Origin of the sequence: uncultured Clostridium sp. (assembly GCF_934754925.1) — a bacterium.
Lineage (GTDB): Bacteria > Bacillota > Clostridia > Clostridiales > Clostridiaceae > Clostridium.
This window is the reverse complement of the sequence record NZ_CAKVJA010000010.1, coordinates 1-21,559: the sequence shown is the minus strand read 5'-3', so window position 1 is coordinate 21,559 and position 21,559 is coordinate 1. Positions and strand designations below refer to the sequence as shown.

Annotated in this window: 18 protein-coding genes and 2 riboswitches; of the genes, 15 read left to right on the top strand and 3 right to left on the bottom strand. The window is 27.2% G+C overall.

Annotated elements, in window-relative coordinates; genetic code table 11:
• Nucleotides 1–349: 349 nt before the first annotated feature.
• Complete coding sequence (gene sfsA / locus Q0G30_RS05375; protein WP_294387542.1) at nt 350–1,042, top strand: DNA/RNA nuclease SfsA; 693 nt, start codon at nt 350–352, stop codon at nt 1,040–1,042.
• Nucleotides 1,043–1,190: 148 nt separating this feature from the next.
• Here the strand turns inward: sfsA and Q0G30_RS05370 are convergent, their stop codons facing one another.
• Together Q0G30_RS05370 and Q0G30_RS05365 are read right to left on the bottom strand one after the other, a co-directional pair.
• A complete protein-coding gene (locus Q0G30_RS05370) occupies nt 1,191–1,535 on the bottom strand; it encodes a hypothetical protein (RefSeq protein ID WP_294387539.1) in 345 nt (114 codons plus the stop codon).
• Nucleotides 1,536–1,538: 3 nt separating this feature from the next.
• A complete protein-coding gene (locus Q0G30_RS05365; protein ID WP_294387536.1) occupies nt 1,539–2,780 on the bottom strand; it encodes a DUF1576 domain-containing protein in 1,242 nt (413 codons plus the stop codon).
• Between the two features lie 249 nt (nt 2,781–3,029).
• Between Q0G30_RS05365 and Q0G30_RS05360 the strand changes: the two genes are divergently transcribed.
• From Q0G30_RS05360 to Q0G30_RS05325, 8 genes are all read left to right on the top strand, one after another.
• Nucleotides 3,030–3,704, top strand: a complete 675-nt coding sequence (locus Q0G30_RS05360; protein ID WP_294387533.1) for a hydrolase — start codon at nt 3,030–3,032, stop codon at nt 3,702–3,704.
• Nucleotides 3,705–3,800: 96 nt separating this feature from the next.
• A riboswitch (Lysine riboswitch) is annotated at nt 3,801–3,967 on the top strand.
• A 141-nt stretch (nt 3,968–4,108) separates the two neighbouring features.
• Entirely contained in the window at nt 4,109–5,401 is a 1,293-nt protein-coding gene (gene lysA, locus Q0G30_RS05355; RefSeq protein WP_294387532.1) for a diaminopimelate decarboxylase, read from the top strand.
• A gap of 231 nt (nt 5,402–5,632) precedes the next feature.
• Nucleotides 5,633–5,866, top strand: coding sequence for a DUF3006 domain-containing protein (locus Q0G30_RS05350; protein WP_294387529.1), 234 nt, complete (start codon nt 5,633–5,635; stop codon nt 5,864–5,866).
• Nucleotides 5,866–6,387, top strand: coding sequence for a signal peptidase I (gene lepB / locus Q0G30_RS05345; protein WP_294387526.1), 522 nt, complete (start codon nt 5,866–5,868; stop codon nt 6,385–6,387). Before Q0G30_RS05350 ends, lepB begins: the two co-directional genes overlap by 1 nt.
• 46 nt (nt 6,388–6,433) lie before the next feature.
• Complete coding sequence (gene ftsH, locus Q0G30_RS05340) at nt 6,434–8,530, top strand: ATP-dependent zinc metalloprotease FtsH (protein WP_294387524.1); 2,097 nt, start codon at nt 6,434–6,436, stop codon at nt 8,528–8,530.
• Between the two features lie 124 nt (nt 8,531–8,654).
• Complete coding sequence (locus Q0G30_RS05335) at nt 8,655–10,748, top strand: AAA family ATPase (RefSeq protein WP_294387522.1); 2,094 nt, start codon at nt 8,655–8,657, stop codon at nt 10,746–10,748.
• A gap of 250 nt (nt 10,749–10,998) precedes the next feature.
• A riboswitch (Lysine riboswitch) is annotated at nt 10,999–11,173 on the top strand.
• A gap of 202 nt (nt 11,174–11,375) precedes the next feature.
• Nucleotides 11,376–12,818, top strand: coding sequence for a Na+/H+ antiporter NhaC family protein (locus Q0G30_RS05330; protein ID WP_294387520.1), 1,443 nt, complete (start codon nt 11,376–11,378; stop codon nt 12,816–12,818).
• A gap of 152 nt (nt 12,819–12,970) precedes the next feature.
• On the top strand, nt 12,971–14,104 hold the full coding sequence (locus tag Q0G30_RS05325) for a M20 family metallopeptidase (protein WP_294387518.1): 1,134 nt from the start codon (nt 12,971–12,973) through the stop codon (nt 14,102–14,104).
• 67 nt (nt 14,105–14,171) lie between these two features.
• On the opposite strand, the gene Q0G30_RS05320 is transcribed toward Q0G30_RS05325, so the two are convergent.
• On the bottom strand, nt 14,172–14,897 hold the full coding sequence (locus tag Q0G30_RS05320) for a LytTR family DNA-binding domain-containing protein (RefSeq protein ID WP_294387515.1): 726 nt from the start codon (nt 14,895–14,897) through the stop codon (nt 14,172–14,174).
• A gap of 362 nt (nt 14,898–15,259) precedes the next feature.
• Between Q0G30_RS05320 and Q0G30_RS05315 the strand changes: the two genes are divergently transcribed.
• From Q0G30_RS05315 to Q0G30_RS05290, 6 genes are all read left to right on the top strand, one after another.
• Nucleotides 15,260–15,559, top strand: coding sequence for a lactococcin 972 family bacteriocin (locus Q0G30_RS05315; protein WP_294387513.1), 300 nt, complete (start codon nt 15,260–15,262; stop codon nt 15,557–15,559).
• Nucleotides 15,560–15,659: 100 nt separating this feature from the next.
• Nucleotides 15,660–17,822: an extracellular solute-binding protein gene (locus Q0G30_RS05310; RefSeq protein ID WP_294387511.1), complete on the top strand. Its 2,163-nt coding sequence runs from the start codon at nt 15,660–15,662 to the stop codon at nt 17,820–17,822.
• Between the two features lie 23 nt (nt 17,823–17,845).
• Nucleotides 17,846–20,041, top strand: coding sequence for a DUF1430 domain-containing protein (locus tag Q0G30_RS05305; RefSeq protein WP_294387508.1), 2,196 nt, complete (start codon nt 17,846–17,848; stop codon nt 20,039–20,041).
• A gap of 24 nt (nt 20,042–20,065) precedes the next feature.
• Nucleotides 20,066–20,710: a putative bacteriocin export ABC transporter gene (locus Q0G30_RS05300; protein ID WP_294387505.1), complete on the top strand. Its 645-nt coding sequence runs from the start codon at nt 20,066–20,068 to the stop codon at nt 20,708–20,710.
• A gap of 245 nt (nt 20,711–20,955) precedes the next feature.
• Nucleotides 20,956–21,324, top strand: a complete 369-nt coding sequence (locus tag Q0G30_RS05295) for a GntR family transcriptional regulator (RefSeq protein WP_294387503.1) — start codon at nt 20,956–20,958, stop codon at nt 21,322–21,324.
• Nucleotides 21,324–21,559 (top strand): ATP-binding cassette domain-containing protein (locus Q0G30_RS05290; protein WP_294387501.1); only part of this gene is annotated, 236 nt, incomplete at its 3' end. The genes Q0G30_RS05295 and Q0G30_RS05290, both read left to right, overlap by 1 nt.

Sequence of the window (21,559 nt, the reverse complement as noted above, 5' to 3'; positions counted from 1 at the left end):
TTATCCACAAAATGTGGATAACTTTAAAAAACTGTTGAAAACTTTTCTAAAGCTATTGACACAATATATTAGGGTATCAGAAAAATATATAACAAGATAGGGGGTATTGTAGAAAAAGCAGATAGAATGTTGAATTAAAAATATCGAACAAGCATTCTAATAAAAAGTTATCAACAGTATTAACATAATTGTGGACAAAAATTGTGGATAACATGGTTTTTTACTAAATATACAAATAAAAAGTTAAATTGTAAAATGAAAAGTTGTGGATAACTATTATTAGGAGATATAATATTTTATAAATAAATTAATAATATTAAGAGAAAATGTAATATTATAAGGAGAAAACATGAAATATAATAAAAAAATACTTAAAGCAGAGTTTGTAAGTAGACCTAATAGGTTTAATGCAATTGTAAAGCTAAATGAAGAAGAAATAAAGGTTCATGTACCTAATACAGGTCGATGTAGAGAAATATTAATACCTGGATGTACTGTATTTTTAAGAGAAGAATCTAATCCTACAAGGAAGACCCCCTATGATTTAATTGCTGTATATAAAGAAGAAAAACTTATAAGTATAGATTCACAAATACCCAATAAGGTGGTTGATGAAGCATTAAGAAATAAAAAAATAAAGGGGTTAGAAGAGTATACTAATATTTTGAGAGAAAAGACATTTGGAAAAAGTAGATTTGACTTTAAGATATCTACAGATGATGAAAAGGAATATTTTCTAGAAGTAAAGGGAGTTACTTTAGAGGAGAATGGATATGCTAGGTTTCCAGATGCACCAACAGAAAGGGGAGCTAGACATTTATTAGAATTAGTTGAAGCTAAAAAACAAGGTTATGGAGCTGGTGCAATGTTTTTAATACAATTAGAAGATGTAAAGAAATTCTCGCCAAATGACATAAGAGATAAGGAATTTGGAGATGCACTAAGATTTGCAAAAGAAAGTGGAGTAGATATTTTTGCGTATAATTGTATAGTAACAGAGGATAGTATAGAAATAAATAATCCTGTTGAAATTATTCTTTAAGGTGTTCTGTAGATAAATTGTATCTTTTAGCTTTAAAGCTAGTGATAGAGAAAAATTAATGATATAACCGGAAGGAAGTATTATATGACTTAATGGAGGTTATATCATTAATTTTCGGTATCACGGTACTTAAGCTTTAACTAACAATTTAGTTTTCTTCACGAAGTATACTAATTTTTAAAATACCATCTTTATAAGAAACTTTGGCTGAGTTTATCATCATTCCTACTAGTGTCAGTTCAGAGTCAAACTCACATTCACCTCCAAGATTCCAATAATAATTTTCAACTTCGTATTGCCTTGGAGTATTTAGAATACAGGCTAAATACTCTAATTCATCTTTTGAAATATTATTAACTTGTCCATAGATGTTAAAATATGAATTTTCATCATCAGAAGTTAAATCAATGTGAACATCAATAGTTCCAAGTTTGTAAAAATAAGTTATTAATTCATTAATAATTTTGATGTTTTTTTCGATTTTAAATTTCATAAGTTAGATCTCCTTTTTAAAGGTGGTTATTAATGGAATTAATATCATTGCAACAAAGCCTCCAGCTAAACCATTATTATAAAGATTAAGACCACCATGTAAATATCCTATATTTGTAACTATATTAACATGAATTATACCAGCTAAAACACCATATTTCCATCCAAATTTACCACAAATGGGAGCTAGTGTAGTAGAAAATAATATAGATAGCAGTAGGGAAGGAGAAGTGACGTCATTTATATTAAATATGGCAGCTATAGTTGCACCCATAACTATAGGTATAGTATTTTTGATATTTTTACCAAAACACCCAAATCCTATTATAGTAAAAATCCCACATATAGTAGCACCATTTAAATCTCCACCAATAAGAACAACAAAACAAGTAGCTAATATACCTAATATACCCATATTAATATATGAAGTTTCTCCAAATAAGATATAAAAATCACTTATTAATCTACCAGTTTGTCTATTTATATTAGTAAGAGTATCTTTGTTATTTTTACCGTAAATAATACCAATAGCAATTAAATAAATACAACAAATAATGAGTAAAATAAATAAAATGTTATTTGATCCACTATGCCAAATAAGCCTAGAATCTAAGTTAATGCCAAAGCCTCTCATTATTGACATTAGCAATGTAGCAAGTAATCCACTAGCAAACCCAATATTGTATAAATTATACCCATTATGAGCCTTTATGCTATAGGAAGCTATAGGTGGTAGGACAAAACCTACTACAATACCAACTAGTATACCTAATGTTATTGAAAATAAGGTATACTCATTGTTATTAAAGCTAATTTGACTTACTATAGGAGAAAGTGAAGTACCTAATAAAGCAACTAATGTATAATTAAGAAATTGTTCTTTTTGATATCTGGAAAATAAATAAACACCAAATATAATAGGCCAAATATTAAATATGTTTTTACCTAGAAAAGAGAACCCAGTCATAAGCCATAAGGACATTATTGTTGAACCATTAGGCTTAATTCCTATAATAATTAAAAGAAATAGCGATAATAAACTTGTCATAGCAGCATTTACTAAAGCAGCTCCAATTCCACCAAGTTCCATATAATCAGTAATTAATATATCAGAAGATAATATTATAGATTTTAGACCATGAAAGATTTCAGAGGGTGAATCTAAGCAAAAAGCAAATACAATAAAAAACAAATACAAAATGGAAAGGATTACATAGGGTGGATAATAATTTTTTAATAATTTCATTTAAAACCTCCATCCAAATTTCTAAAAAACATTATTATTATTAAAATTTTATAATAATAACGTTTGACAACTAAATTTGAAAGTAATACTATACTTTAAAATTTAGTTATATATAAACATATTTTATCAAATAATTATTAAAATTTATAGACTAACTGTTAAATTTAGAGCAATTTATTATAAACTTCTTTAAAATTTGATTTAAAATAGTATAATAAGATTTAGAAATTTAGTAATAGGGGTGTTTTAATGGAGATAAAAAGAAATAAAACTGTTCCTGAAATTAAGGGACTATTGAGAAGTCATGTAGTAGAAGTACCATCTTGTATTAGAGATTGTTCAGGAATAAAGATATTTGGAAAGAGAATAAAGTCATTACTATTTACAACTGATGTTGCAATTATAAGAAACACTAATGCAGATGCAATAATAGCTGTATATCCATTTACTCCTCAACCGTTAATAACATCAGCATTAGTTATGGCAGCAGATGTGCCTGTTTTTTGTGGAGTTGGAGGAGGTATAACTCAAGGCAAAAGAGTAGTTAATTTAGCTTTAGATGCAGAATTTAAAGGGGCCATGGGTGTAGTTGTAAATTCTCCTACATCTAATCAAGTAGTTTCAAAGATAAGAGAAACAATAGATATTCCTTTAATAGTTACAGTAGTTTCTATTGATGAAAATATAAGAGAAAGAATAGAGGCCGGAGCTACAATATTAAATATATCTGGAGGAAAGAATACTCCTGAAATAGTAAGAAGAATAAGAAAAGAGTTTCCAGAATTTCCGGTTATAGCAACAGGTGGACCAACTGAAGAAAGTATAAGAATGACTATAGAAGCCGGGGCTAATGCTATTACTTATACACCACCATCAAATGGAGATACTATGAGTAGCCTTATGGATAAATATAGAAGTATATAATTAAAATGGAATTATATAAAAAATATGGTTGAATAATTATAGTTATATGGTATCATATTATTAAACATAAACATACAATATATAAGCTAATAGAATACCTATGTTAGAGGTGCTGTATATAAATAGTAATAAATAGGAGTCGACAGGCAAAGATTATTTATGAAAGGTATAACAGCCGAAGGGATAACTTATGTAAAAGGTTATTTCTGGGTATGTATATAACATATGCATAACTGTCACGGAAGTGGAGTGCTAAAAAGGTGCGATTATTAAATTATTCAATTTTAAATAATTGAATTTATTTGAGATAAAAATTGCATTTTAATAAATAAAACTACCACTATAGGTTTTTATAGTGGTAGTTTTTTGTATTAGTAATTTATAATTAATTGGAGGCAATAGCAATGAAATTATTTGGGGCAATGGAAATTAAAGAGAATGAACTATTTATAGGGGGAATTAGTTCAACAGAGTTAGTTAATAGATTTGGTTCACCATTATATGTAATGGATGAAAGTCTTTTAATAGACACATGTAAAAAGTATTATAGAGATTTTAAATGCTTAGAAAATAATAATAGAGTAGCTTATGCAGGAAAGGCTTTTTTAACAAAAGCAATGTGTAAGCTTATATATGAGCAAGGACTTTATTTAGATGTAGTATCAGGAGGAGAATTATATACAGCTTATAAAGCAGAATTTCCTTTAGATAAAGTATATTTCCATGGCAATAATAAAAGTATAAGTGAAGTTGAATTAGGTGTTAAGTTAGGTGTTGGAGTATTTGTAGTTGATAATTTAGATGAAATGAAAAGGCTAAATGAAATGGCTAAGAAATATAATAAAAAGCAAAATATATATTTAAGATTAACACCTGGAATAGAAGCTCATACTCACGAGTATATAAAAACAGGACAGATAGACTCTAAATTTGGATTTGCACCAGTTGGAGAGACAATAATGGATGCTGTAAAGCTAGCAATAGATTGTGAAAATCTAAATTTAAGAGGATTACATTGTCATATAGGTTCACAAATTTTTGAAATACAACCTTATGAGGATGCTGTTGAAGTTATGCTTGGTTTTATAAAAAAAATTAAGGACGAAACAGGACATATAATACCTGAATTAGATTTGGGTGGTGGATTTGGTATACATTATACCGATGAAGATAAACCAAAAGAAACAAGGGATTATTGTACTTCTATATTAAATAAAGTAGATGAAGTATGTGAGAAACTAAATATAGAAAAACCTATTTTAACTATAGAACCAGGTAGATCAATAGTTGGAAATGCAGGGACTACTCTTTATACAATCGGAGCAATTAAAGAAATTGAAGGAGTTAGGACTTATGTTTCGGTAGATGGAGGAATGACAGATAATATAAGACCAGCATTATATGGAGCTAAGTATGAAATGGCTATAGCAAATAAAATCACTAATAAATGTGATGAAAGAGTTGCAATAGCAGGTAAATGCTGTGAATCAGGAGATATTTTTATTAATGATATTTATATTCAAAGACCTGATATAGGAGATATATTAGCAGTATTTTCAACAGGTGCATATGGATTTTCAATGTCTAGCAATTATAATAAGAATCCAAAGGCTGCAGTTGTATTTGTAAAAGATGGAGTAGCTAGGGTTGTATCAAAGAGACAAAGCTATGAAGAACTTTTAGCTTTAGAAGTTTAAAATTAGTTTAGATTCAGTTTATATTTCAGTGATAAACTTAATATTAAGTTAATATTAACAGCTATATCAAATTATTTTGATATAGCTGTTTTTGTAACAAAACTGACATAATAATAATATATAATGAAGAGTAATACTATTAGTTATTAATTAATTGTGATATACTTATAAGCAGTTATTAAATTTTTAGCTTTAATTAATGTAAATAATGAAAGGTGGATTTAGCTATCATTGCTAGCTGTTATGAAGGATAGAAGATTTATAGTAGATAGAATAGAAAATAAATCTGTTGTTTTAGAAGATGAAAAAAGGGACATAATCTTAATAGATATAAATTTATTTGATAAGCAACCTAAGGATGGCGACGTAGTGGTAATGATCAATAATGTATTTTATGTAGACGAAGATGCTACAAAAAAAAGACGTAATAAAATTAATAGTTTAATGAAAGGTATGTGGGAATAGTGAGTCAAGAATTAAAGAAATCAAATTTCTTTAGTGACTGGGTTTTACCTATAGTAATAGCTATAATATTAGCTGTCTTAATAAATAGATTCTTAATATTTAAGGTTAAAATTCCATCAGAATCTATGGTACCTACATTAAATGTAGGTGATAGGTTATTTGTTACTAGAGTTTATAATCCAGAAAAACTAAAAAGAGGAGATATAGTAGTTTTCTATTCAGAAGAGAAAGACGAAGATATGATTAAAAGGTTAATTGGTTTACCTGGTGATAAAATTGTTATTAGTGATGGAATAGTAACTGTAAATGGTGAAACCTTAACGGAAAATTATATAGGAACAGCAGATAATTATAGTGGAGAGTTTACAGTACCAGAAGGTAAATATTTCTTTTTAGGTGATAACAGATATTGGTCCTTAGATTCTAGGTATTGGGAAAATCCATATATTGATAGAAAAGATATAAAGGGTAAGGCTCAGATAAAGGTATATCCTTGGAAGGACTTTGGAAAAATAGAGTAAATTATTTTATAAAACGCTTTAGAGTTTAGTAGGAGATATTAAAAGTATGAATAATAATGTAAATAATAGAAAAGATGGAGCAAAAAAGAATAATAACAATAATAAAAAGTTTTTAATTATTTATGCAGTTATAGCCTTCTTATTCTTATATTCATTTTCAACAGCGAAGGAAATGTTAACCACAAAAGAAATTTCTTATAATGAATTTGTTCAAATGGTTGAAAATAAGGAAGTTAAAGAAGTTACTGTTGATGGAACAGCACTTGTAATTACACCACAAGATACAAGTGATATGAAGGGAAAGGTTCTTTATACTGGTAATGCAGATAATCCAGATTTAATAAAGTTATTACTAGATAATGATGTTAAATATTATCCTCAAATAACAAAACAACAATCTGTATTTATGGATTTTATAATAATTAATGTATTACCATTAGTATTAATGTTCTTTGTAATTAAATTTGTATTTGGAAAAATGGCAAAGAAAATGGGCGGTGGCCCAATGGGAATGGGCATGGGAAAAAGTAATGCCAAAGTATATGTTGAAAAAGATATTAAGGTAAGTTTTGAGGATGTTGCAGGGCAAGATGAAGCTAAAGAATCATTAACAGAGATAATAGATTTTCTACATAACCCTAAAAGATATACTGAAATAGGAGCTAAATTACCTAAGGGAGCACTTTTAGTTGGGCCTCCAGGAACAGGTAAAACTCTTATAGCAAAGGCTGTTGCAGGTGAAGCAAAGGTACCATTCCTTTCAGTTTCAGGTTCAACATTTGTTGAAATGTTTGTTGGTATGGGAGCTGCTAAGGTAAGAGATTTATTTAAAGAAGCAGAAAAAATGGCACCATGTATTATATTTATAGATGAAATTGATTCTATAGGTAAGAGCAGAGATAATCAGATGCAAAGTAATGATGAAAGAGAGCAAACTTTAAATCAATTACTTACTGAAATGGATGGATTTGACACTTCAAAAGGTATAGTTATTTTAGGTGCAACAAATAGACCTGAAATATTAGATAAAGCACTTTTAAGACCAGGTAGATTTGATAGAAGAGTTATTGTTGATAGACCAGATTTAAAAGGAAGAATTGCAATATTAAATGTTCACTCTAAAGATGTTAAGATGTCATCAGATGTTGATTTAGAATCAATTGCAAAGGGAACTCCAGGTGCAGTAGGGGCTGATCTAGCTAATATAGTAAATGAAGCGGCATTAAGAGCAGTTAGAAGTGGAAGAGAGTTAGTTATTCAAGAAGATTTAGAAGAAGCAGTTGAAGTAATAATTGCTGGTAAGGAAAAGAAAGATAGAATACTTTCTAAGAGAGAAAGAGAAGTTGTAGCATTCCATGAAGTTGGGCATGCTTTAGTGGCTGGATTATTAGAAGGTACTGATCCAGTTCATAAAATAACTATAGTTCCAAGAACAATGGGAGCTTTAGGATATACAATGCAACTTCCAGAAGAAGAAAAATATCTTGTTTCTAAAGAAGAGTTAATGAATCAAATAATGGTTATGCTTGGTGGTAGAGCTGCAGAAGAGGAAGTATTCAACTTAGTATCTACAGGTGCTTCTAATGATATAGAAAGAGCAACACAAACAGCAAGAAATATGGTTACTATTTATGGTATGACTGAAAACTTTGATATGATGGCTTTAGAATCAGTTCAAAACAGATACTTAGATGGTAGAGCTGTTAGAAATTGTAGTGAAGAAACTTCAACTTTAGTAGATAAGGAAGTTTTAGCAATTATCAGAGAATGTCACCAAAGAGCAAGACAGATATTAAGAGAAAATAGAGATTTATTAGATAAAATATCTGAATACTTATTAGAAAAAGAAACTATCTTTGGAGATGAATTTTTTAAGTTTGTATATGAAAAATATCCAGAATTAAAGATAAAAAGAGAAGAAGAAAAGAAAAGCAGAGATCTTGAGAATAATAAAAAGGATTCTAATGAAATAGCTATAGAGGTAGAAGAGGACTTAATGGATAAAAAAGTTGCTCAAGAAGTAATCGAAGCTGTTGAAAAAGAAGAAGAAAGTATTATAAATGAGGCATCTGTAGATGTAGAAATAATATTAGATGTGGATAAAGAACAATCTAATAATGATAATGAATCAAAAGATAAATAGAGAATTATAAAAGTAAGGGGTTAAGCTAATATATTTAATAGCTTAACTCCTTAAATGTCTTATATAATAGTTAATGACTTTAAAATTAAAAGCTAATATTAACTTAAATGAAAGGTGTGGCAGTTTGAATAAATTTGAATTTTTACAGGAAGAACAAAATCTAGAGTTAACTTTAGATCTATTAAGCAAAGAAATATTAAATTACATACAAAAAAGAAAAGATGTTGCAGATTACATATTAGAATATAGAAAAAAATTCATTGAAGAATATAGAGATGATGAAGATAAAGTAATGGAATACTTTGATCATGAGAGATATGTAAAAGAAGAAATGTATAGAACTATAGATAGAAAATTAGCTGAATTTACAAAGTTAAAGGAATCACCTTACTTTGGAAAAGTTAATTTCGAAGATAATGGATATGCAGAGCAAATATATGTTGGTAGATATGGATTAACTCCAGAAGGAAGTTTTGATGCTGCAATAGTAGATTGGAGAGCGCCAGTTGCATCATTATTTTATAAGGGGACATTAGGAGAAACTAGTTATAAATCACCGGATGGAGAAGTTCCAGTAGATATATTAGCAAGAAGACAGATAATGATTAAAAAAGGAAGATTAGAAGGATTCTTTGATTCAGATGTTGATGTTAAAGATGATATTCTTCAAATGATTTTATCATCAAATGCAGGAGAAAAGCTTAAGGATATAGTTATGACTATCCAAAAGGAACAAGATGAAATCATAAGAGAAGAAAGAATGAAGGTTGTAGTAGTTAATGGAGTTGCAGGTTCAGGAAAAACAACAATTGCACTTCATAGAGTTGCATATCTTTTATATAACTTTAGAGAACAATTAGGAGATAAGGTATTAATATTAGGACCTAATGATATATTTATCGATTATATTGGAGATGTGCTTCCTACATTAGGTGAAAGTAATGTTAATCAACAAACTTTTGCGCATTTTGCAATAAATGAAATAGGATTAAATGAGCCAGTAGTTGATTTTACAGCTTATTTAGAAGAGGTTTTAAAAGGTAATGAAGAAATTATAAATGAAATTAAATATAAAGCTGGAGAAGAGTTTATATCTGTTTTAGATAAAAAATGTGAAGAGTTAGAAGCAAATTACTTTAACTTTAAGCCAGTTAAGTTCTTTGATGAAGAAGTTGTAGGACTAGAAGAAATTAATGAATTATTTGAAAAGCATTATAAATATATGCCTTTATTCAGAAGAAGTCAAAAGATAAAGAGAGTTATTACTTCAAAGCTTAAGGATAAAAGAGATGAGTTAGTAAGAAATTTAAATGCTGAAGTTAAGGATAAATTAGCTAGTCTTTCAGAGGAACAATTAGTTATTGAACAAAATAATATAGAGTTCCAAAGAAGAATAAGGGTTAGAGAAATAGTAAGAGAACTTATGGCTCAAAAAGAAAATTTAGCAAAATGGATAGATAATGAAAGTATAGTAGATATCTATAAAGAGTTTACTAATACTGAAACTCTATCATACTTAGATTTACCTGCAATTCTTTATTTAATGATTAAGTTAGATGGTAAGAAGACTAAACAAGATATTAAGCATATAGTAATTGATGAGGCTCAAGATTATAGTATGTTACAATTTATTGTATTAAAAGAATTAACAGGATGTAGAAGCTATACTATAGTTGGAGATGCAAATCAAAGATTAATAAAAGTAGAAGAAGAACCAGCAATGCTTAAATTAAAATCATTATTTGGTGGCTTTGTTAAGAACTATGCTTTAAATAAAAGTTATAGATCAACATTCCAAATCATGGAGTATGCAAGTAAGTTATTAGATGAAAATGCAATAGTACCATTTGTTAGAAAAGGTAAATATGATGTTGAAGAAGTTGAAGTTAAGGATCAAGATGATTTAATAGACACTATCTTAGAAACCTTAGAAGAATATGATGATGAAAACTATGATAATATTGCAATTATAACTAAAGATAAAGAAGATCTTAAGAAGATAGCGCCAGAGCTTAAGAAATTTACTAAGATTTTAGCTTTTGATAGAGAAGATGTAATTTATAGAGGCGGTAGAGTTATAGTTCCTTCATATTATGCAAAAGGATTAGAGTTTGATGGAGTTGTAATAGTTAATTTTGATGAAAACACAGATGATTTAGTTAAATATATAATGGCGACTAGAGCTCTTCATAGATTAAAAATAATAAACTTCAAATAAATGTAAGGACCTCCGGGGAACATCCATATAATGGATGTTCCCCGGAGGTTGTTACATTTATTGGATAAGTATTAAAATTATAATAAGAAAGAAATTGAGAATATTATGTAGAAGTAAGAGGGTAATTTAAAATAAAAATATTAATATTTTTGTAAGATATTAAATAATTATACGGAAATATATAAAAATATCTTTACTTTAATGCATAAATAGTGTATATTAAAAGAGTATTAATTTGACAAATAGATATGAAGTAGATAGAGGTTGCGATATTTAAGAGTATGTTTATTGAGGTAAGCACAATGATGTAAACAGAAAGGAAGTTTCGCCGAAACGTATAGTTGATGCTTTAAGACTATACCGTTGGGGTTATGTAAAATATGCATAACACTGTCACAAAATTTTTGTGAAGAGCTATCACAACGGTTATATTATTTATAATAAATACTTTAATTAAGTTCTTAGTATTTTATTGAATGTATAGTCTTGGGTGGTAAGCTCAAGGCTTTTTTTATTGAAAAATATAAAAGAGCTAAAAGTATAATTGCTTTAATAAAATAGCTTTAAAGGATTATCTCCTTCAAACTATGATGTCAAGAGATTTAATCTAGGGGGGAGCAAGAACTTATGCAAAGTGTAGCAAGAAACGAAGGAAAAGGTTTCTTTAAGAAGTTTAGTGGTGGAATAAAGGTTCCACATACGTTAGTTATTATTTTTTCAATAATAATTATAATGGCAATAGCAACATACATAGTACCAGGTGGTGCATATGAGAGAGTTGTTACTGAAGTTAATGGACAAAGTAAAACTCTAGTTTTAAATGGTTCATTTACATATGTTGAGAATGAAGCTCAAGGTTTATTTAAAATAATGCAAGCACCTATACAAGGTATTGAACAGTCAGCAGAAATTATAGCTTTCTTATTTGTAGTTGGTGGAGCATTTAGTTTAATAACTAGAACAAAAGCAATAGATTCAGCTATAGCTAAAGTTGTTAATGTATTTAAGGGGAATGAAATATTAATAATTCCTATTATATTCACATTATTTTCTCTTGGTGGAGCAACATTTGGTATGACAGAAGAGGCTATACCATTTATAACTATATTAGTTCCATTAATGTTAGCACTTGGATTTGATAGTATATTAGCAGTTGGTATAAGTTATTTAGGATGTATTGTAGGGTTTGCAACAGCTATGTTAAACCCATTTACAGTTGGTATAGCACAATCAATAGCTGAAATTCCATTATTCTCAGGAGTAGCATATCGTACTATTGCATGGGTTATTACTACAGTTGTAGGAATTATATTCTTAATGATTTATGCAAGAAAAGTTAAGAAAAATCCTGAATTTAGTCCTATGTATAAATTAGACCAAAAAAAGCGTGAAAAGTTAAGTGAAACTCAAAGTGAAGAAATTAAATTTACACTTTCACATAAAATTATTATTGCATCTATTGGTGTTTGTTTAGCAGTTATTATCTGGGGAGTTTTAAAACAAGGTTTCTGGATTCCAGAAATAGCAGCAGTATTCTTAATAACAGGAATATTTGCAGGAATAGTTGGCGGATTAAAGGCTGATGAAATGGCAGAAGCATTTGTAGCAGGGGCTAAAGATATGATTGGAGCTGCTATGGTAATTGGATTTGCAAGAGCTATAGTTATAATTGCTGAAAATGCTCAAATAATAGATACAATATTATATGGTTTATCATCATTTATAGGTAAATTACCATCATTATTAGCAGCATGTGTAATGTTACCAGTTCAAATGTTTATAAACTTCTTTGTAATTTCAGGTTCTGGACAAGCAGCTTTAACTATGCCTATTTTAGCACCGCTTGGTGACTTACTTGAAATATCAAGACAGACTACAGTATTAATATTCCAATTAGGAGATGGTTTCTCAAATGCTATTTTCCCAACATCAGGAGTATTAATGGCTTGTTTAGGAGTTGCAGGAATACCTTACTCAAAATGGTTCAAGTGGATAATGCCATTACAAATTATATTATTTGCATTAGGTATTATATTCATAACTTGTGCTATGATGATGGGTTGGGCATAAGATTTAAAATTAAGTATAGATAAATAAATATGTAGTTAAAAATATGCTCAATATCTGTTATAGAAGATTGTTGGTGACAATAGTTTTCTATAATAGATAGCGAGTATATTTTTATATAACTAAAAATCTAGATAATATGGGAGGAATAAAAGATGAAAACTAAAATATATAACGAAGGTCAATTAATTAAAGAAAGATTATCACAAATAAGTGATTACATATATAATAACCCGGAATTAGGAAATGAAGAATATAAGGCTGTTGAAGCATTAACTACATTTTTAAAAGAACATGATTTTAAAGTAGAAGCTCCAATAGCAGGTATGGATACTGCATTTAAAGCAACTTTTGATAGTGGAAAACCTGGAATGACTATAGGATATTTATGTGAATATGATGCATTACCTAAAATAGGCCATGGATGTGGACATAATATGATAGGGGTTATGTCTGCAGGTGCAGGTGTTGCTTTAAGTAAGGTATTAGATGAAATCGGAGGAAAAGTTATAGTATATGGTACCCCAGCAGAAGAAACTAATGGAGGAAAAGTTATATTAGCAGAGGCTGGTGTGTTTGATGAGTTAGATGCAGCTATGATAGTTCATCCAGATGGAGAAACTAGAGCAAGTGGATCAAGTAGCGCATTATATCCAATAAGATTCATATATAAAGGAAAAACTGCTCATGCAGCATCATGTCCAGAAAAGGGAATAAATGCTTTAAATAGTGTTATTCAATTATTTAATGGGATAGATGCACTTCGTCAACATGTAACATCAGATGTAAGAATGCATGGAATAATAACTAAGGGTGGAGTTGCAGCTAATATAGTTCCAGATGAAGCAATTGCAGATTTCTATTTTAGAGCCTCTACTAAGGAAAGAGTAACTGAAGTTGTAGAAAAGGTTAAAAAGATTGCAGAAGGTGCAGCTTTAATGACTGGAGCAACACTTGAAATGGAAAGATATGAATTACCTTATGACGACTTAAATACTAATGAAATATTATCAGAAATGTTTAATAACAACTTAAGAGAATTAGGTATTACAGATATAAAAGAAGCTAAGGCAACTGGTGGTTCAAGTGACATAGGAAATGTAAGTCATGTTGCACCAACTATACACCCATATATAGGAATAACAGATTGTCCAATGGTAGGGCATAGTATTGAAATGGCAAATGCTACAACAACAAGTAAAGCACACGATAGATTATTAATAGCTGCTTTAGCAATGGCTTATACAGGTCATGATGTAATAGTTAGAAATGAAAGTTTAAGAAAATAAATGTAAATAAAAGGGTCTTCCTCTGGGGTTAATCCAAATATTGGATTAACCCCAGAGGAATATTTTTCTATTTAGTAAGTAATTTAATTCCACGAGTTGAAATAAGGCACTTTTTATTATTAACTAGATAAGCTATTCTGTTTTTTATATTAATTTCTTTGATTTTTTCTTTATTTATGATAAAAGAAGTGTGACATCTACAAAATCTATTATCTAAAGTTCTTTCTAATTCTTTCATTTTTCCATAGAATTCTATTACTTTATTATCATAATGAAGCAATACTTTATGAATAGTTGGTGAAGTTTCAAAGAATAATATATCATCATAATTAACATTTACTATACTATCTTCTACCTTTGCTGAAAATATTTTTTGTAATTTGGTATTTTTAGATGTGTATTTAGTGTATGCGCTATGTAGACAATCTCTTATTCTTAGCGGTAAATTAATAAAATCAGTTTTAATGATATAATCCATAGCTTCAACCTTATATAAGAAAATTTCATTACTCTTATTTTTATCGGCCGTTATGAAGACTATAAAACATCTAGGGTCATAATCTCGTATCTTTTTTGCAAGTTGAATTCCATTAATATCTGATTTTAAGTGTATATCTAGAAAGTATATTCCAGTATGTTTTGTATCTTTTATATCATTTAATAACTCATAAGGATCATTAGTCATTAATGAAATTTCCATATGATAATTTTCAATACAAATAGCATCTTTTATTATTTTTTCCAAATAAAGTTGTTGATAATATTCATCTTCACAAATATAAATTCTAAGCATATATATCTCCTTATTTATAAAATAGTAAACGTTATCGAAGAGTATTTTATCATATTTCCAATATGTGCTTCAATGAAATACATCAAAAAAATAACACAACAGATAAAATTTGTAAAAAGTTACAAAAAAACAAAAATAAACACAAAAAATATTAAATATATTTATCAAAAAGTATAGGTTTTTATAGAAAATAAATAAAAAATGAAAGCGTTTAAATAAAAAGTGCATATTTTTAGGGAATCATGAGCAAAAATTAGAAAAAACAAATAATTTATTATGAATATGGTAAAAATGTAATAAAATAGATTAACATATAAGTGTGATATCGGTATCCAAAAAAATAAGTTCGGGGGGACGAAATAATGAAAGTTAAAAGTATTAAAAAGTCATTAACAGCATTAGTTTTAGGGGGAATTATATTATCAAACTCATCAATAGTAATGGCTGCTAAGAGCTATGTTGGAGGAGGTACATTATATCATGGAGTAACATTCACAGAGTGTTATTCAAACTATTATCATGCTAAAAATACTCATATGTCGAGTGCTATAAATGGTAAAGGAAAGCTTGCAAAGAGTAGTTGGACGAGTGCAAGATATACATCTTATGCAAGTGTGGCTAGAACACTTACTGGAAATGAATCTTACTATGATACTAAATAAAGTGCTTTATTTACAATAATAAGAATTTTAAATTCCTACTTAGAAATATTTTAGGTAGGAATTTAATAAATTTAAGTATTGATTTTAGGGGGAAAATTATGTGAAAAAATTTAAAAATATAGTTAATCTTTTTATTATAAGTATATTAGTTTTATTAAATATTACAGGATGTTCAAATAAAGAAAAAGAAGATATTCAAGATATCTTTTTATCAGAAGAAAAAATCGGAATTTTAGATGAAATAAATAAGATATTTAAAATTGTTAAACAAGATGATGAAAGTTTAATAATATTGGGAAGTAATAATAATGATGATTTAGTATATTTTAAAGTTGATAATGATTTTAACTCATGGAAAGAGATAGATACAGAATTTATAAGATCAATAATAAAAGGTACCAATACAATTATATCTACTGATTTAAATTCAGATGGAAAGATTATTTTTCATTATTTAGATAATGATAATAGTAGTGAAAGGATATTATTTGCTGATATTAATACTAAAGAAATAATCCAATTAGATTTGGAGAGTGAAGTTAGACAAGCATATATAAATAATAAAGATTTAATAGTGTACTCTGAAGTTGAAGATAAAGTATTACATTATGATATACATAGTAATAAGTTAATTCGAGAATACAATGAGGTTATTATACCTAATATAGAATTATCTAATAATAAATTAATTATTGATGATAGTGATAAAGAGGAAATCGATATTTATGATATAGAAACAGGAGAACATATAAAATCTATTGATAAAATAAGTGATTATAATAACTATATTCTTTTCACCAATAAGGATTCAGATGATATTTACTTTAAAAGTAATGAAGGAGTATACAAATATAAATACGATAATAATGAAGTAGAATTACTTTTTAATATAGATAACACTCAATTAAGCAATACAGATATGGAATTAAATAAATTTGTAGTTATAGATGATAATACTATATTGACCTATGGAAGAGATAACGAAGATAATGAACAAATATATAAATATACTTTTGGAGATTCTACAGAAAAAATAAGTTTAGAAAATAATGATATGCAAGAATTTGTTATTTATTCATTATATGAAAATGATACCATTAGAAATTATGTTTTGAACTTTAAATATGATTATCCGGAAATAAATTTTAAATATACATATGGTATATCAGAAGATAAAGAGATAACGGAAAATGATGCAATAACTACTTTAAATACAGAGCTTTTAGCAGGTAAGGGGCCAGATATTTTATTTTTAGATTACCTAAATATAGATAGTTATATTGAAAAAGGACTTTTGGAAAATATAAATGAGATAGTAGTTAATAATCATGAGATTTTATTTAGCAATATAGTAAATGCATATGCAAAGGACGATGTTATATATGCTGTTCCTACAGCATTTAATATGCCAATAATAATTGGAGAAAATGTATCTAACATAAAAGACTTAAATTCATTAATTTCAAGGTGCGAAGAGAATATAGAAAATGAAGAAATAATATTAAATATATCCTCAGCAGAAGAGCTTATTGATACTTTTTATGAAAGTATATCTACTAATATTTTAAGAGACGATAAAACTTTAAATATTGACGCTATAGAAGATGCTTTAAACAAATTTAAGAATATTTATGATTTAACAGTTAGTAATTTATCAGAGAGTGAAGAAGAAATTATTAGAGATAACAGACAATATAGTAATAGTTTTCTTTCACTATATTTAGTTAATAAAAATGCAAATATGAATATTAGTAATATAAAAAACTATAAAGATATTTTATTTATAAATGGAATTAAAGAACAATATAAATGTGATTACACATTGTGGAATGGAGATAATGGTAGCTACTTTAAAGCTATAGATGTTGTAGGGATAAATTCAAATTCTAAAAATAAGGATATAGCTAAAGAATTTGTTAATTCATTATTAAATGGAAGTTTTTATAGCTCGGAATTTAGTAATTTATCTGTTAATAGAGATGTATTTAAACATACTTTAAATAGCATTAAGAATTATGAATCTGGAGTTGTTGCTATGGATGAAAATGGTGAAGGTGATGTATTAGAAGCAATTAAATTACAAGATCAAGATATTGAAAATATAATAAATGATGTTTCTTCATTAAATAAGGCAGTTACTGTTAATAATATCATTTTAGATAAAATTAAAGATGAAATTATAGAATATATTGAAGGTGAAATAAATATAGAAGAGGCATTGAAAAAAATAAATAATAATTTAGAAATTTATTTATCAGAATAGGGGTAAAGGGAAGAGCGTAGTTTATGAAAAAGGTAATTATATCATTATTAACTATTAGTTATTTATTAATATCATTTGTATATTTGCAAGTATTTTCTGTGAGAGAGCTAGAATCAATATATATTGAAGATGTAAAAATAATAAAGGTAAATGAAGGTGGAAATGATGTTAGCACATCAGAGAAATTAAGACAAATAGAAAGATTAAGTAAGAGTAAGGGAATTAATATCTATAAAATAGTGTATGATGAACTTACAGATTCAAATGAAATAGTAGTAGATATATATACTACTTTAGCAGATGAAAATAAATTAAGAGATAAATTTAACATTAAATACGAAAATTCTATTGAAAATTTGTTTTTAAATAATAGATACTTATCATCAGAAAATAAAGAAATTGGTGTATTCAATAGGAATTTAAATATTAGAATAAAAAGCTTAAGTGAAGCAGTAAATGAAAATATTATTGGGCAATATTTAATACAAACAGATGATTTACAAGAACTGGAGAATATAAAACAGGAATTTACAGAGACATTAAATTTTGAACTAGCTGATGAAACAGTAACTAGTAATATTGATAAAAATAACATATTAAATATTATAGAGTTAAAATATTTAATACTAATAGCAATATTATTAATATCAATTGTACTAGCATTTATATATTATATAGTTTTTAGATATAAGGAATTTGCTGTAAAGAAAATGTTGGGACATTCAGATGGAAAAATAATATTTAAGGATGTATTTAAGGAGATTTTAACAATGCATCTTTATACATTAGTTGCTTCTGGTTTAATAGTAATGTTTTATTTATATTACTATAATAAATTCAAGTATGTAGTGGATTATTTAAAGAATTTGAGCATTGTTTTATTAGTGTTTTCAATAATTTTAATAGTTGTAGAAATGATAATGTCATTAAATATAGATAATATAAAAATAAAAAATATGCTAAATAATAAAAAGCCAATAACACTTATTCAAAGTTTAAATTATATTACAAAAGTAACTTTTTCTATTGTGTTAGTGACCATAATGATTAATTTAATCAGTAACTATAACAATTTAATTTCCCAAAATAAGAATTTAGAAAAATGGAAAAGTACTAATGAATACGTGTATGTTAATATTACCAACAAATATAGAGATTCAGAAGAATTTATTTGGGATTACAACCAAGGGTTAAGGTGTAAGGAGTTTTTTAAGTATTACAATAATAAGAGAGGACTTCTTGTTAGTCCATCAGATTATATTTTATATAATAGATTTTATGAAGAAGAAAGATTAAATGAAAGAAAAGAATATGATCCCATTGATGGAAATGCATTAGAGGTAAATGCAGAATACTTAAGGAAAAATCCAATACGTGATACAAATGGTAATATAATTTCTATAGAGGATGAGTATGGAGACTATTTAATTATATTAGTTCCAGAAAAGTATAAGGAAGATGAAGCTGATTTGTTAAATTTATATAAAGAAGTATATCAGTTTAAGAGATTCATAAATGAAGATCTTTATAATGAGCATATGAATATTGAAAAGGTAGAGCATCCAGAAATAAAGGTTGAAATTATATATACTGAGAATGGACAAGAATCATTTTTATATAATCCATTATTAGAAGAGAAAAATCAAAACTGTATTAAAGATGCTATTCATATTGTAATAAATTCAGAAAATATTGGTGGAGATAGTTATTCTAAGTATGTAAGCAATAATCATTTTTTTGCTAAGGTTAATGGTAGTGTTGAAGGTGATGCTTATTCAAAAATATATGATTCTATAAAAGAGTTAAATATGGAAAAAGACATACTTAGTGCCTATACATTATATAGTAATGTTGATTCTTATGTAGTTAAACTTGAAAATGAAATTAAAGAATATATTATTTCCATGGTAATAACTTTACTTTTAGAAATATTGTTAACAATATATATGATAATAAATTATATACAAAGAAATAAATATATTAATGCTATAAGAAAGATAAATGGATATTCATATATAAAAAGACATAATAAATTAATTTTGTTAATAGTAGGCGCTTGGCTGGCCATTTTAATTGGAGGATATATTTTAGGGATGTTCTCGTTTATAGAGATTCTAAAAGTAATAACTCCACTTGCTTTGTTAGAGATATTAATTATGTATTTAGTATTAAAGAAAATAGAAAATAATGAGATACTAAGTGTTTTAAAAATAAAGTAAACAATAAATTAGGGGTATATTGAGATGATTATACAATTAAAAAATATAGATAAAAAGTATGGTAATAAATATTTATTTAAGAATTTAGATTTTTCAATAAAGAAAGGTGAAATGATAGCGATAACAGGAGCTAGTGGCAGCGGAAAAAGTACACTGCTAAATATTATTGGATTAATAGATAAGCCTGATTCAGGTGAAGTTTTAATATGTGGTAATAAAAATCCTTATGATAAAGAAAAGATAAAATTAAATTTATTTAGAAATAATATAGGATATTTATTTCAAAATTATGCTTTAGTAGATAACTATACAGTAAGTAAAAACTTAGATATTGCTTTAGAATATGTTAAGGGTAAAAATAAGAATAAGTTAAAAGAAGAGGCTTTAGATAAGGTAGGATTATTAGATAAGTTAAATAATAAAGTATTTGAATTAAGTGGTGGAGAACAACAAAGAGTTGCTTTAGCAAGGTTAATGTTAAAGAAAAATGACATTATATTAGCTGATGAGCCTACAGGGTCTTTAGATGAAGATAATAAAGCTATAATATTAAAATTATTGAAGGAATTAAATAATGAAGGTAAAACAGTGGTTATTGTTACGCATGATAAAGTAGTAGCTGATATATGTGATAGAGAAATAAATATAAAAGAGTTGAATTGTAAATAAAAGGGTCTTCCTCCGGGGTTAATCCAATATTTGGATTAACCCCAGGGAAGGCTTTTTTTATTATTAGAAATGATTATAGAATAGTGGCTCAAATATTAAAAATTAATCTAATATTGATAAATGGTGCACAAGAAATATATATAAAAAATAACTTAACATCCAAAATATGGTTAACAAATATAAACTCAAATTATATTATTGTATTAAGGACGTAATACAATAATACAAAATAAGGAGTTGAGATAATGACATGGGAATTTAAAGATAACAGGCCTATTTATACTCAGCTAGTGGAGCAGATAACATTAAAAATAGTATCAGGTGAGTATAAAATAGGTGAAAAGCTTCCATCAGTAAGGGATTTAGCAAGTGAAGCAACAGTGAATCCTAATACCATGCAAAAGGCTTTAGCAGAATTAGAAAGGAGAGGGTTAGTTTATAGTGTAAGAACAAGTGGAAGATTTATAACGCAGGATTGCAATATTATTAAAGACACGCAAACAACCTTAGCAAAGGATGAAATCAAAGAATTTTTAGAAAAAATGCAAAAGATAGGATTTGATAAAAATAGATTATTAACTACATTAAAAGAGGTTATAAAGGAGATGGAATAATGGGTAATTCAGTATTGGAATGCAAGGGGTTAGTTAAAAATTATGGTAGAAAAACTGCTTTAAATGGAATAGACCTAACTATAAATAGGGGCCGTATAGTAGGTTTACTTGGACCGAATGGAAGTGGAAAGAGTACATTAATAAAGTTGGCAAATGGTCTTTTAACTCCAACAAGTGGAGAAATTTTAATTTGTGGTATGAAGCCAGGGACTGAAACAAAAAAGATAGTATCATA

What these genes read in the sequence shown, in the direction of transcription:
- sfsA (WP_294387542.1), top strand. Translation starts at nt 350, where the DNA reads ATGAAATATAATAAAAAAATACTTAAAGCAGAGTTTGTAAGTAGACCT.
- Q0G30_RS05370 (WP_294387539.1), bottom strand. Translation starts at nt 1,535, where the DNA reads ATGAAATTTAAAATCGAAAAAAACATCAAAATTATTAATGAATTAATA.
- Q0G30_RS05365 (WP_294387536.1), bottom strand. Translation starts at nt 2,780, where the DNA reads ATGAAATTATTAAAAAATTATTATCCACCCTATGTAATCCTTTCCATT.
- Q0G30_RS05360 (WP_294387533.1), top strand. Translation starts at nt 3,030, where the DNA reads ATGGAGATAAAAAGAAATAAAACTGTTCCTGAAATTAAGGGACTATTG.
- lysA (WP_294387532.1), top strand. Translation starts at nt 4,109, where the DNA reads ATGAAATTATTTGGGGCAATGGAAATTAAAGAGAATGAACTATTTATA.
- ftsH (WP_294387524.1), top strand. Translation starts at nt 6,434, where the DNA reads ATGAATAATAATGTAAATAATAGAAAAGATGGAGCAAAAAAGAATAAT.
- Q0G30_RS05330 (WP_294387520.1), top strand. Translation starts at nt 11,376, where the DNA reads ATGCAAAGTGTAGCAAGAAACGAAGGAAAAGGTTTCTTTAAGAAGTTT.
- Q0G30_RS05325 (WP_294387518.1), top strand. Translation starts at nt 12,971, where the DNA reads ATGAAAACTAAAATATATAACGAAGGTCAATTAATTAAAGAAAGATTA.
- Q0G30_RS05320 (WP_294387515.1), bottom strand. Translation starts at nt 14,897, where the DNA reads ATGCTTAGAATTTATATTTGTGAAGATGAATATTATCAACAACTTTAT.
- Q0G30_RS05315 (WP_294387513.1), top strand. Translation starts at nt 15,260, where the DNA reads ATGAAAGTTAAAAGTATTAAAAAGTCATTAACAGCATTAGTTTTAGGG.
- Q0G30_RS05305 (WP_294387508.1), top strand. Translation starts at nt 17,846, where the DNA reads ATGAAAAAGGTAATTATATCATTATTAACTATTAGTTATTTATTAATA.
- Q0G30_RS05300 (WP_294387505.1), top strand. Translation starts at nt 20,066, where the DNA reads ATGATTATACAATTAAAAAATATAGATAAAAAGTATGGTAATAAATAT.
- Q0G30_RS05295 (WP_294387503.1), top strand. Translation starts at nt 20,956, where the DNA reads ATGACATGGGAATTTAAAGATAACAGGCCTATTTATACTCAGCTAGTG.